The organism is Bacillus sp. OV166, assembly GCF_900177675.1.
In the GTDB taxonomy this organism is placed as follows: Bacteria; Bacillota; Bacilli; order Bacillales; family Cytobacillaceae; genus Neobacillus.
In genome coordinates, this window is record NZ_FXWM01000001.1 from 857,929 (window position 1) to 870,659 (window position 12,731).

The 12,731-nt window shown below is 40.9% G+C and carries 12 protein-coding genes; 10 read left to right on the forward strand and 2 right to left on the reverse strand.

The genetic code is table 11. The features are described 5' to 3' along the window. Positions 1–76: 76 nt before the first annotated feature. The 5 genes from CCK98_RS04015 to CCK98_RS04035 are packed head-to-tail and all read left to right on the forward strand — an operon-like array spanning position 77 to position 5,435. Complete coding sequence (locus CCK98_RS04015) at positions 77–1,702, forward strand: OPT/YSL family transporter (RefSeq protein ID WP_142292122.1); 1,626 nt, start codon at positions 77–79, stop codon at positions 1,700–1,702. Between the two features lie 11 nt (positions 1,703–1,713). Further along, positions 1,714–2,775, forward strand: coding sequence for a DUF917 family protein (locus tag CCK98_RS04020; RefSeq protein ID WP_088085391.1), 1,062 nt, complete (start codon positions 1,714–1,716; stop codon positions 2,773–2,775). Between the two features lie 21 nt (positions 2,776–2,796). Beyond that, positions 2,797–3,744, forward strand: a complete 948-nt coding sequence (locus tag CCK98_RS04025) for a DUF1177 domain-containing protein (protein WP_088085392.1) — start codon at positions 2,797–2,799, stop codon at positions 3,742–3,744. A 57-nt stretch (positions 3,745–3,801) separates the two neighbouring features. Next, positions 3,802–4,473, forward strand: coding sequence for an AroM family protein (locus CCK98_RS04030; protein WP_088085393.1), 672 nt, complete (start codon positions 3,802–3,804; stop codon positions 4,471–4,473). Between the two features lie 17 nt (positions 4,474–4,490). Then, on the forward strand, positions 4,491–5,435 hold the full coding sequence (locus CCK98_RS04035) for an aminopeptidase (RefSeq protein WP_088085394.1): 945 nt from the start codon (positions 4,491–4,493) through the stop codon (positions 5,433–5,435). 154 nt (positions 5,436–5,589) lie between these two features. On the opposite strand, the gene CCK98_RS36945 is transcribed toward CCK98_RS04035, so the two are convergent. After that, positions 5,590–6,015, reverse strand: coding sequence for a UTRA domain-containing protein (locus CCK98_RS36945; RefSeq protein ID WP_088085395.1), 426 nt, complete (start codon positions 6,013–6,015; stop codon positions 5,590–5,592). A 26-nt stretch (positions 6,016–6,041) separates the two neighbouring features. Here CCK98_RS36945 and CCK98_RS04045 point away from each other — a divergent pair, with 26 nt between their 5' ends. From CCK98_RS04045 to CCK98_RS35115, 3 genes are all read left to right on the forward strand, one after another. After that, a complete protein-coding gene (locus tag CCK98_RS04045) occupies positions 6,042–6,599 on the forward strand; it encodes a nucleoside hydrolase (protein ID WP_088085396.1) in 558 nt (185 codons plus the stop codon). A gap of 19 nt (positions 6,600–6,618) precedes the next feature. Beyond that, on the forward strand, positions 6,619–7,494 hold the full coding sequence (rbsK, locus tag CCK98_RS04050) for a ribokinase (protein WP_088085397.1): 876 nt from the start codon (positions 6,619–6,621) through the stop codon (positions 7,492–7,494). A gap of 186 nt (positions 7,495–7,680) precedes the next feature. After that, positions 7,681–7,845 (forward strand): hypothetical protein, encoded by a 165-nt coding sequence (locus tag CCK98_RS35115; RefSeq protein ID WP_179195704.1) that lies wholly within the window; start codon positions 7,681–7,683, stop codon positions 7,843–7,845. 268 nt (positions 7,846–8,113) lie between these two features. Here the strand turns inward: CCK98_RS35115 and CCK98_RS04055 are convergent, their stop codons facing one another. Then, positions 8,114–10,375: a beta-glucosidase gene (locus CCK98_RS04055; protein ID WP_218780144.1), complete on the reverse strand. Its 2,262-nt coding sequence runs from the start codon at positions 10,373–10,375 to the stop codon at positions 8,114–8,116. 361 nt (positions 10,376–10,736) lie between these two features. On the opposite strand from CCK98_RS04055, the gene CCK98_RS04060 reads away from it, so the two are divergent. Then, a complete protein-coding gene (locus CCK98_RS04060; protein WP_088085398.1) occupies positions 10,737–11,921 on the forward strand; it encodes a sulfite reductase subunit alpha in 1,185 nt (394 codons plus the stop codon). Positions 11,922–12,144: 223 nt separating this feature from the next. Next, positions 12,145–12,585 (forward strand): YaiI/YqxD family protein, encoded by a 441-nt coding sequence (locus CCK98_RS04065; RefSeq protein ID WP_088085399.1) that lies wholly within the window; start codon positions 12,145–12,147, stop codon positions 12,583–12,585. Positions 12,586–12,731: the final 146 nt, after the last annotated feature.

A 12,731-nucleotide genomic window follows, 5' to 3' on the forward strand; every position in this document is an offset into this window, starting at 1 on the left:
TTGCACTTTTCTAAAGATTATTGCGTACAAGGAAGTTTCAGAAAAACTACAAAATATATAGACAGGGGGTATTTTTGTGAAAAATGAACAAGACGTAAAAAAACATCCGCGAATTTTTGAACCATTTGCTCTGATCCTGACCGTTGTTACAAGTGTTTTCGGTGCCATTATCGGTATGCAAATCGTTACCACTCTTGGGGTAACACCTAATACAGCTATTATTGGTGCTCTTATTGCCATGTTGATTGCTAGAATTCCACTCAATATTTTCAAAAAATACAAATCGGTTCATCGCCAAAACCTAGTGCAAACAGCCATTTCATCCGCAACATTTGGTGCTGCAAATAGTTTATTAATTCCAATTGGGATACCTTATCTTATGGGAAAAACGGAATTAATTCTTCCGATGTTACTTGGTGCCGCATTAGCGATGTTTGTAGATGCACGGATTCTTTACAAGCTATTTGATTCAAAGTTGTTTCCAGCATCTGGAACGTGGGCGCCTGGTGTAGCAACTGCTCAATCCATCCTGGCCGGTGATAAGGGTGGAAAGCGTGCAGGACTCCTTGGAATTGGGACAACCATCGGTATAGTAGGTTCATTCCTTCATATTCCAATGTCGGCATTTGGTGTCGCCTTTATCGGTAATATTTGGGCACTTACTATGTTCGGAATTGGATTAATGATTCGTCAGTACTCTGTCCCATGGTTCGGATTCGACGTTAACCAGCTTTATATTGCCCATGGAATCATGATTGGTGCAGGAATCGTGGCGTTAATTCAGGTTTCTATGTTGATTTTTGGGAAGCAAAAAAAATCAGCGAAATCTAGTAAATCCGAAGTGGCTGCCACTTTAGAGGCGGTAGATGATGATTCGTTATTAACACGCCCAATTAATGAGGCAAAAAAAGCGTTAGGAATTGGTTTTGTTCTTTATTTAGTGATTGCGCTAATCATTGCTATTACGGGAGGACTTTTGACTGACATGTCTCCTGGTATGTTTATTGGATTCTTGTTTTTTGCAGCCTTTGCTGCTTTCGTTCATGAGTTGATTGTCGGGATTGCCGCGATGCACTCTGGATGGTTCCCAGCGTTTGCTGTGGCATTTATTACTCTTCTTATTGGGATGATGGTTGGTTTTCCACCTGTAGCGCTTGCTTTACTTGCTGGCTTTAGTGCAGCAACCGGTCCTGCATTTGCTGATATGGGGTATGACTTAAAAACAGGTCATATACTCCGTGGAAATGGGCAAGATAAGGAGTTTGAAATTGCTGGAAGAAAACAACAATATGTTACTGCAATGATTGCATTTGGCGTTGCTCTATTAACAGTAATCGTTACCTATAAAGGATATTTTGCACAACATCTTGTCCCACCGATTGATACGGTTTATGTTTCAACAATTAAAGCGGGTGCATCAGGCGATGTTGCCATGAAACTATTAATGTGGGCCATTCCAGGAGCAATTATTCAATTCATCGGTGGTCCTAACCGTCAGTTAGGGGTATTATTTGCGACAGGTTTATTAATTTTAACACCTTATGCATGTTGGGCCGTTTTATCAGGTATCTTGATCCGAATGATTTGGCTTAAAGCAAAGGGAAAAGAAGCGGAAACTTCAATGAGTATATTAGCTGCCGGATTTATTGCTGGTGATGCATTATTCAGCTTCTTCAACTCTGTATTTAAAATAGGTAAGTGAGGCGAGATAGATTGGCAAAAATTAGTTTAGATAAAAAAATGGTGGAATACGCCGTATATGGTGGTGCTGTTCTTGGCGGCGGTGGAGGCGGCTGGATTGATGACGGCCTTCAAATTGGCAATCTTGCACTCGATGTTGCCCAGCCAGAACTTTATACAGTTGATGAACTTCAAGATGAAGATTTACTTGTTACGGTGTCATTGGTAGGTGCACCGGCAGCAAAAGATAAATTTGTAAAACCTATTCATTATACTAGGGCTTTAGATCTCCTTTCGCAAAAGATCGGAAAGCCCATTCAGGGGATTATCACGAATGAAAATGGAGCAGGAACTACGGTGAATGGCTGGTTTCAATCAGCTGTAACGGGGATTCCAATTATAGATATTCCTTGTAATGGCAGGGCGCATCCAACAGGTTCAATGGGATCAATGAATTTATCTGAGCAGGCCAATTACCTTTCCCACCAAGCGGCGGTTGGCGGGAAAGGGGCTAACTATATGGAGTTAACGATTTCCAGTTCGCTTGATAAAGCTTCTACAATGATTCGCAAAGCGTCTGTTGAGGCCGGGGGATTATTAGCTGTTGCGAGGAACCCTGTAACGGTTGCCTATGCGAAGGCAAATGGGGCAGCAGGCGCCATTCAACAGGCAATAGAGGTTGGGGAAGCCTTGTTAAGTAATATCGGGGAATCAGCCATTGATGCAGTGGTGAGAAAATTAGGAGGTAAAGTCGTAACAGAAGGGATTGTAACAGATTTTACGCTCGAAACATCTGGCGGCTTTGATGTTGGAACAGTAATCATAAATGATGCTTATGAATTAACATTCTGGAATGAATATATGACGATTGAAAAAAATGGTGAACGGTTCGCGACATTCCCAGATTTAATCATGACTCTTGATGCAAAAACCGCCGAACCAATTGTTACAGCTGCAATGGAAAAAGGGAAATACATTACGGTTATTTCGGTTCCTAAAGAAAATTTAATCTTGAGCAGCACGATGAGAAATGAAAAATTAATGAAACCAGTAGAAGAAGTCATTAAGAAGTCGATTCTACAATATTGCTTTTAATAGATTGGGAGGAAAAGGAAAATGGTACTTAAGCAAACACTAACTGTGCTAGAAACCTTAGATAGTGCTTATGTGACAGGGGAAAATGTAAAGGAACTATTCAGCCAATTTTCAAACATAACGGTTACCGTACAAACAGTTACTGGTGAAAAGGGCAGTACAGACTTTGTTAAAATTGTTATTCCGGGGTCAAATGGTAAAAGCCAGGGCGGGGACGCTGCTACCTTTGGAATCATTGGCCGTCTAGGAGGAATTGGCGCTCGTCCAAGCCGAATTGGATTGGTTTCTGATGCTGATGGTGCCATTGCGGCAGTCGCTTCAGCTCTAAAATTGGCGGAAATGCAAATAAAAGGTGATACCCTTTTAGGCGATGTAATTGTAACGACGCATATTTGTCCAGATGCTCCAACACGGCCACATGAACCTGTTGACTTTATGGATTCACCAGTGGATATTTTGACAATGAATAAGTATGAAGTGGTACCTGAAATGGAAGCTGTTATTTCGATTGATACGACAAAGGGCAATCGAGTCATCAACCATAAAGGAATTGCCATTTCACCAACTGTAAAGGAAGGTTATATCCTTCGTGTCAGTGATGATTTATTGCGGATTATGGAAATGACTACAGGTCAATTGGCTGTTACATTCCCAATAACGACCCAAGATATTACACCATATGGAAATGACTTATATCATATTAATTCCATTCTACAGCCGGCAGTAGCAACAGAAGCACCTGTTGTTGGAGTTGCCATTACAGCACAATCAGTTGTTCCAGGATGTGGGACAGGTGCGAGCCATGAAACAGATATTGCTGATGCCGTTCGCTTCGCTGTTGAAGTAGCCAAAGAAACAACTAATGGGACATGTCAGCTTTATAGTGAGGACGAATTTACAAAAATTGAAGAGCTCTACGGTTCTATGAAAAGGTTACAGACGATGGGGCAAAAAGCTTCTCAACAATAGGTAGAGAAGGAGGGCTGTTGCCCTCCTTTATTCATTTTGAAAATTTGAGGTGAAGTGATGGAGAAACTAGGAATGATTACAATTGGCCAAGCTCCAAGGACAGATGTTGCGCCAATCATTGAGAAATATTTGGATGGCCGAGCGGAACTTGTTCAGGTCGGTGTCTTAGATGGGATGACTAAAGAGTATATTGACCAAAATTTATATCCAGAAGCGGATGATTATGTGTTGACCTCTCGTCTGGTGACAAATGAATCAGTTATCATGTCTCGTGAAAAAATTAAACCGATTTTACAAGAAAAAATAGATTATTTAGAGGAGATTGGAATCCAACAGATTTTACTCCTTTGTACGGGAGTTTTCCCAGGTCTAACGACAAAGACATCCTTTTTAATCGAACCTGATCACATGATTCCTCCAACGGTAAAAGCCTTAGTTGCAAACCGCCGCTTTGGCGTGATTGTGCCGTTAGTTGAACAAAAAGAAAATCTAAAGCCGAAATATTCACCCTTTGGAATGGATCCATTATTTGCTGTAGCGTCCCCTTACAAAAATGATATGGCCAGCTATGAAGCGGCAGCAAATGTACTTAAGAACAGTGTGGATATCATTTTGCTAGATTGCATGGGGTATACCGAGGAAGCGAGAGAATTAGTGGCAAATACTACCGGGCTTCCAGTTATACTTTCGAATGCTATTATGGCAAAATTAGTATCGGAAATGATCTAAATTAAGGATGATGAAAAATGAAAGAACAGTTAGTTGAGATTAGTAAAAATGTATTACAGGAATGTTTAGGATTACAGGAAAATGAATTATTTCTTGTTGTTACTGATGATGTGAAGAAAGAGCTTGGAGAATCTTTATACGAAGCAGGTAAATTACTAGGTGCCGAAGCGATGCTTGTCGTTATGAAGGAAAGGAAAAAGTCCGGAGAAGAGCCGCCAGCATCAATTGCAGCTGCAATGGTTCAATCCGATGTCGTTGTATGCATCACTGAACATTCATTAACACATACCCAGGCAAGAAAGAATGCAGCCGCATCAGGAACAAGAATTGCGACTATGCCAGGGATTACAGAAGATATGTTTTTAGAAGGTGCCATTTCAGCTGATTACTCAAAGGTTAAGGCATTAACAGAAAGTGTAACAGAACTTCTTACAAACGGGGAATTAGTTCGAATTGAAAAAGATGGGTACACACTCTCTTTCTCGATCGCAGAACGAGATGGGATCCCGAGCACGGGAATGTATTTAAACCCAGGTGAATCTGGAAACCTTCCTTCAGGGGAAGCCTATATTGCCCCAGTCGAAGGAACAGCAAATGGTCAAATCCTTGTTGATGGATCATTCGCAGGTATAGGCAGACTAGAAACTCCAGTGCTGTTAACAATTGAAGAAGGAAGGATTGTCCAAGCAGAAGGTAATGGGGCTGAAAAGCTATTAGAAATATTAGGAGATGGCGACGGCAGGCTGCTAGGGGAATTTGGTATCGGGACAAACGATAAAGCAAGAATTACAGGTGTTGTTTTAGAAGATGAAAAAGTGTTCGGAACCATTCATGTTGCGTTTGGAAGTAATAACACATTTGGTGGAACCATCTCTGCTGGGGTACATATTGATGGTGTCGTCAAAAAAACCGATTTCTACATTGATAACCAATTGATTATGAAAAATGGTACATTAATATAATTTGTTCTCAGCCTTTTTACTCTTCACTATTGCGAGTGTTGCCATAAAAACGTAGTGTATTTGAAAAGTAGCAATAGAAAACAATAAAACACTGCATTAGAAGATTCATTCTAATGCAGTGTTTTTTCTTTACTCCGCATATGGATTTGACAAATTAATTTGAAATAGTGTTGGTATTGAAGGTAAATTTCACACTGTCTCCTAACCAGATAGTTTCAGAATATTCGAGAGGAGTACGATCCATTAAGAAAGAAACACTCTTTAGCAAAGTTGCAGGAACGGTATATTGAACATTCAATAGCTTCATGTCGGCTGCGTTTGGAATAATGGATTGTAATGAATTCTCTAAATACACGGGTGATAGATTATAGTTTTGTAAGAGTGTCTTACTGAGATGGTTACCAATTAAAGGGCTGTCTACAATTCCAGGAACCATTGAGTAAGCAAGCCAAGAGCGATTTAATCCAATAGGTTTATTATTATATAAAAATAATCGTTTAAAATAGACTAATTTTTCTTCCTTTGAGATTTTTAGAAATTCATTTATATGCGATATTGGCTCACAAACACTTGAAGTTATTAGGACGGGACTAAGATAATATAGCTATGGCCTTCTTAAAAAGTCCTGAAATCATCCCGATGATAAAAGGGATCTACGCCATTGCAGGAGCGTACGGCCTGAACAAATATTCAACAGCGAATGCAACGGGAGACAATCCCCAAAGTGAATGGAATGTATATGTAGATCCTGAAGCTGCTGATATCGTATTTAAATCAGGCGTGTCATTAACCGCGATTGGATTAGATGTGGCCACCCACTTTGACGTTAATTTTACCGAACGGCATTTACAGTTATTAGAGGAAGCGAAAACGCAAGAAACAGATTTTCTCTTGAATATGATTGGGTTTGTTAACAAGAGAGGTTTTGAATCATATTGCGTCTTAATTGATTCAATGGCGATTGGAGCTCTTATTGATGAATCCATCATTAAAACCATGAGAGGAAAAGTAGGCATTGAAACAAAAGGTGAACTTACACTTGGTATGACAGTATTAGATACAAGACATCACCATACATGGAATACTTTACCTGAGGTTGAAATTGCATATGAAGCTGATTATGAAAAGTTCTTAGGAATTGTCATGAATACAGTACTAAAATAATCAAACTGGTGGCGATGAAATGATTACCGTGGTTGGTAGTATCAATATGGACTTGGTAGTTGAAAGTGAAAAAAATCCAACACAGGGAGAAACACTTTTAGGGAAGTCCTTTTCAACCTTTCCAGGTGGTAAAGGATCGAATCAAGCCGTCGCAGCTGCTAGGTTAGGCAGCTGTGTGAATTTTGTTGGGAATATCGGTAAGGATATATTTGGGAAAGAACTCCAAGAGAATTTAACTAGAGAGGGTATTAGCATTGAACATATTAATATAGTAAAAGATCAATCCACAGGTGTAGCAAATATCATATTATCTGAAAATGATAATCGTATTATTGTCGTTCCAGGTGCTAATTTTAGTTTATTTCCTTCGGATATCGAAAAGGTGAAAGAATTTTTAGCAAAAAGTGCAATTGTCATCGTTCAGTTAGAAATTCTACCAGAAACAGTGGAGAAAGTACTTGAGCTTTGTCAGCAACAAAATGTTCCTGTTCTCTTAAATCCAGCGCCAGCATCTAATTGCACGAAGGAAATGATAGATATGGCATCCTTTATTACACCTAACGAAACAGAATGTGTGGAACTATTTGGGGGATATTCGCATGAAATTTTAAAGAAATATCCCAATAAATTAATCGTTACACTAGGGGAAGCTGGTGCAGCCTACTACAATGGTTCAGAAATTGTTCATGTCAATGGCTATCAGACAACTGTAGTGGATACAACCGGTGCCGGTGATACTTTTAATGGCGCTTTGGGCTTTGCAATCAGTGAAGGGTACGAATTAAAAGAGGCCATTCAATTTGCCAATGCTGCAGCTTCACTCTCTGTAGAGAAGCTTGGTGCACAACAAGGAATGCCGTCATTTGATGATGTGAAAAAACGATTAAGACATTGAAATCATGATCCATATTTTGGTGCATGGTGTTATGGCTCGATCACGTTAAACTCTAGTGATAAACTAGAGTTTATTTTTCAATGGAGGGTTAGTAATTAAATATCTAGCTATCAAAAGGTATGTTGAAATATTTAAATAAAAAACGAATTATTGCAGATAATTTATACATATGGAAGGAGGGCGACAATGGAAACAAACAATAATGATAAAAATCTTACAAACAAGAATCAAGAAGACAGCTTGGAAATTAGTTCTACAGGTTATGGATATGAGTCTGTTACAACAGAAACAGGAGCGGAACAAACCAAACAACAAGCAAAAGGGACGAGCCAATCTTGTGGAGGTTTGTAATATCCCCCATTTGATTATGAATCCTTCTTTTTTATTCTTAAAGAGTCCATACTAGAAACGATATAATAAAAAATGGCTATTAATAACAACATTATAAAAGAGGGAGTTTCCAAATAACTTGGTAACTCCCTCTTTTATTTAAAAATAGTTTTCGCCAAAATGAATCGCCATAGCACTTCATGAAAAATCAAATGATTTGTGGATTTCATCACAGTTATCGAAAGATAGAGTAACAGCTTTTTCATTTTACTCTATTGTAATGGAAGCCTCACTTGTTATGTCCCGCTGGCGTACGTACCGTAATGGAATCAGTCAGCGTGGCCTTGTCAGAAGAGTTACCGACTTTCACCTCGTACGTACCCTCAAGAGTTTTCCACGCGTCAGCATCGGCATCCCAAATGGACAATGGGTGGTTAGACGCTAACGGGTCGATGGTAATTGTGACATGCTTCTTCTCACCTGGTTCTAGCCAGATTTTCTCAAAACCAACTAAGCGTTTAGGTGGCTGGTTCGCATTTTCAGGCAGACCTAAGTATACCTGAGGCACTTCAGCGCCGGCAACGTCTCCGGCGTTCTTCACGAAGAACGATACCTTAATAGGCTTGGTACCATCAGAAGTCTTCGGTGTGACAACGAGCTTAGAAATCTCGAAGTTGGTGTATGACAAACCATGACCAAATGCAAAAAGAGGTTTGATACCTTTGGCGTCGTACCAGCGGTAACCCATTTCTAGACCCTCTGAATAGTACACTTGAGGAATCTCCTTGCCAGTACTATCTAACACTCCCTGATTAACTCCAGGGTAGCGGTCGGCGGTGCTAGTTGGCGTGTCCGCTTTTGCTACTGGATAGGTTACCGGAAGCTTACCGGATGGGTTTACGAGACCGAATAACAAATTGGCAACAACGTTGCCGTCCTCCTGGCCTGGATTCCATGCTTCAAGTATTGCTGGAACTTCGTTAACCCAAGGCATGAGAACGGGATCGCCATCTTTGAGCACGAGTGCGGTTTTCTTGTTTGCTGCGGTTACGGCTGATATCAATTCATCCTGGTTGTCGGGTAGAGACAGACTTGGGCGATCTCGACCCTCTGAGGTTACGACACCAGCCATAAGGATGACAACGTCGGCATCCTTCGCTGCAGCAACAGCCGCGTCGAGGTTACTATTGTCATTAGCAACAGTCACTTTGGTAATGGTTGCATCTGAACCTAGTTTTGTTAAAGTGTTCTGCAAACCCTGAAGCGGTGAAACCGTGTAAAGCGGACTTACCCGTGAGCTTCCTCCACCACCGGCGACGGCTGCGTCGACGTATGTCGTCTTGCCAATTAAGGCGATTGAATGTACGGAAGAGTTTAGTGGCAACAGGTTACCCTCGTTCTTTAGCAAGACGGCTGTCTGCTCGGCAATTTCGCGGGATTTAGAACCGTTGGTCTCAGCGTCGATGATACCTCGAACGATGGGACGGTCGAATATGCCATATTTGAACATTTGTACGTATCGACGATTAAGTGCTTGATCGATTGTTTCCATTGTTAGGCTCTTGTTGTCAAGTGCAGCCTTGATGTCTACGTTTGTGAAGAACCTGGCGTTTTGCATTTCTAAATCCAAGCCGGCGTTTAACGCAGGTGCAGTTGAATGTGTAGCGCCAAAGTCAGACTGGACGTAGCCCTTGAAGCCCCACTGATCACGTAGGACCGTGTTCAGCAAATACTCATTTTCGCATGAGTAGGTACCAGCCACCCGGTTGTACGAGCACATGATTGAGCCAACGTTGCCATCTTTGACTGACATCTCAAACGGCAACAGGTAGAGTTCGTGTAGTACATTCTCGGCGATGTTTACATTAACAGTTCCTCTGTTCTGTTCCTGATCATTAAGCACGTAATGCTTCGACATCGCGATGATGTCGTTGTCTTGAATCCCCTGAATTTCTTTCGAAGCTAGAACACCCGCGAGGTAAGGGTCCTCACCCATGTACTCGAAATTACGACCGTTCTCGCCCAAACGTGCGAGATTGATACCTGGTGCTTCGAGCTCGTGCAGGCCTAGCGTGCGCGCCTCGCCACCCATCAAGTTACCAAAGTCATATGCGAGGCTAGGATCAAAACTTGCCGCAAGCCCAAGCGCAACTGGCAGAGCAGTGGCCTTATCCTGCGGGCTGCAGTCACCGCCGCCAAGACCGACGGGACCATTCGTGATCCGGAACGTCGGGATCTCTAGCTCAGGAATGCCGGGGATGTGCCGACTAGGGCTACCACATTGCGGAAGCTCAGGAATTACTCCGCGAGCCCCGGCAAGCTGTTGGATCTTCTGGTCCAGTTTCATTGCGTCGAGTAGGAGTTCCGAACGTGCCTCAGGAGCAAGTGACGTATCCATCCAGGGTAACAGTGACGAGTTATCTGACGGAACAGCATTGGTAGACGGACTCGGTGACGCGGCGAATGCCCCGCCGACAATGGAAACGGCAGCAATACTTGATACAAGTGAAGACCAAATAAGTTTTCTAAAACTTTTAGCTGATTTAGACATTTTCTACCTCCTTTTAAATGACCGATCGAACTTACCTTCTACCTCCTCATCCCTAAGTGTAAGCGTTAACATTTTAAGACAACTCAATTATACGGAATACTCGGATTTTTTAACTTGTGGAATTTTTAGATTTTTTTGTAATTTTTTTATCATCTTAATCTGTAATGGTTAACGATTTCATAAGGTTAATGCCGATCAAAAATAAGTCGAGGTTTGACGTAGTGCTTTTCTCTACAAAGGTTTTTATAAAATGTTTATTGGTAAATTCACTCGGAATTGGTAAGAAAATTGTGAAAAAATACACATCTGATTTCCAAAATTAATGTATAATTGTCTATATTACTTTTGGAGGTTAAGAACCATGCAAATTACTTTGGATAACACTCAAAATGCCCAAAAAGACAAACTGGTTCAAACAACATTTTCACGAACAAATCCGTTTCGAGCAAAAATTCTTAAAAATATTAATATCAATGGGGCAGGCTCTAGTAAAGAAACAAGGCATATTGAGTTATCACTAGAAGGATCAGGCCTATCTTATGTGCCAGGTGATGCCCTTGGCATTATCCCTTCAAATGATCCAGAGCTTGTGGCTTCGCTTCTTGAGGAGATGCACTGGGACGAAGAAGCGCTTGTAACGATCAATAAGCAAGGTGAGACATTGCCATTGAAGGAAGCGCTTAACAACTATTTTGAAATAACCTTACTTTCAAAAAAGGTTTTACAGCAGGCAGCTGCATTTACAGAAAACGAAGCGTTACAAAAGCTTCTCTTGGTTGAAAATACAGCCCAATTGAAAGAATATTGCTATGGACGTGATTTGCTTGATATGTTACGTGAATTCGGTCCATGGAAAGCTAGTGCTCAGGAAATCGTCTCCTTCTTAAGAAAAATGACGCCGCGCCTCTATTCGATTGCTAGCAGTATTGCAGCGAATCCAGAGGAAGTTCATTTAACCATCGGTGCTGTGCGCTACACTTCTCATGGACGCGAGCGTAATGGGGTTTGTTCTGTTTTATGTGCTGAACGTGTATATGAAGGAGATACCCTCCCAATCTTTGTTCAAGCAAATAAACATTTTCATCTGCCAGAGTCTCAGGATACTGATATTATAATGGTTGGACCTGGGACAGGTATTGCGCCATTCCGTTCTTTTATACAGGAACGTACAGTGAATAAAGGAAAAGGGCGATCATGGCTATTTTTTGGAGACCAGCATGCTGCTTCTGATTTCCTTTATCAAGATGAATTGGCAAAATATCAACAAGATGGGGTACTGACAAAACTAGATTCTGCCTTCTCCCGCGACACAGCACAAAAAGTCTATGTTCAACATAAAATGCTTGAACATAGTAAAGAACTGTACGAATGGCTTCAAAAAGGTGCTTATTTCTACGTTTGTGGAGATAAGGAATACATGGCGAAAGACGTCCATGAAACGCTTATCAGCATTATTGAAAAAGAAGGTGCGATGAGTCGCGATGCAGCAGAAGCGTATCTAAAAGATATGCAGAAGCAAGGGTGTTATCAACGTGATGTGTATTAAAAGGTGTTAAGTAAATAATTCAAAAACCTTCGTTCTATATAGGACGAAGGTTTTTGAATTATATTATGACATTTGGTGCCTGCCCGCGTAGCGGTAATACGTTAACATACTGGGGGTCAGGCACTTTGCAACAGAACCTTCCCTGTGCTTACATAGTTTGACAAAAGCTCAATTTAGCAATAGTATCACTATTAATTCGAACTTTTTTACAGGGGAGATAAAGATGAAAATTTATGTGGATGCTGATGCTTGTCCGGTAAAAGATATTATTATTTCGGAAGGAAGAAATGCAGAAATTCCTATTATTCTTGTGACGAGCTTTTCTCATTACTCTAATGCGGAACAACCTTCAGGAGTGGAAATCATTTATGTTGATTCAGGAGCAGATGCTGCCGATTATCGGATTATGAAGTTAGCCGGAGCAGGGGATATTATTGTTACGCAAGATTATGGACTTGCATCGCTAGGTTTAGCAAAAGGATGTATAGTCCTTCACCATAAAGGGTTTACCTATACAAATGAAAACATTGATCAATTATTACAAACACGCTATTTAAGTGCAATGGCTCGAAAAAGCGGAAAACGAACAAAGGGACCCAAGCCTTTTACAGCAGAAGATCGGGATCAATTTAGGAGGCTTTTTAAACAAGTTATTATTAATTAGAGTGTTGACTCAGCCAACACTCTTCTATTCATTATTAAACAAAGACTCATCTTGATGAAATGACTGGATGAATTTATCAAATAGTGGCGTAAAACCCCTTTCTTCAGAAATGGGGATATAAGCCATATTTTTTTCTTTTTACTATC

What these genes read in the sequence shown, in the direction of transcription:
- CCK98_RS04025 (WP_088085392.1), top strand. Translation starts at nt 2,797, where the DNA reads ATGGTACTTAAGCAAACACTAACTGTGCTAGAAACCTTAGATAGTGCT.
- CCK98_RS04030 (WP_088085393.1), top strand. Translation starts at nt 3,802, where the DNA reads ATGGAGAAACTAGGAATGATTACAATTGGCCAAGCTCCAAGGACAGAT.
- CCK98_RS04035 (WP_088085394.1), top strand. Translation starts at nt 4,491, where the DNA reads ATGAAAGAACAGTTAGTTGAGATTAGTAAAAATGTATTACAGGAATGT.
- CCK98_RS04045 (WP_088085396.1), top strand. Translation starts at nt 6,042, where the DNA reads ATGGCCTTCTTAAAAAGTCCTGAAATCATCCCGATGATAAAAGGGATC.
- rbsK (WP_088085397.1), top strand. Translation starts at nt 6,619, where the DNA reads ATGATTACCGTGGTTGGTAGTATCAATATGGACTTGGTAGTTGAAAGT.
- CCK98_RS35115 (WP_179195704.1), top strand. Translation starts at nt 7,681, where the DNA reads ATGGAAACAAACAATAATGATAAAAATCTTACAAACAAGAATCAAGAA.
- CCK98_RS04055 (WP_218780144.1), bottom strand. Translation starts at nt 10,375, where the DNA reads ATGTCTAAATCAGCTAAAAGTTTTAGAAAACTTATTTGGTCTTCACTT.
- CCK98_RS04060 (WP_088085398.1), top strand. Translation starts at nt 10,737, where the DNA reads ATGCAAATTACTTTGGATAACACTCAAAATGCCCAAAAAGACAAACTG.
- CCK98_RS04065 (WP_088085399.1), top strand. Translation starts at nt 12,145, where the DNA reads ATGAAAATTTATGTGGATGCTGATGCTTGTCCGGTAAAAGATATTATT.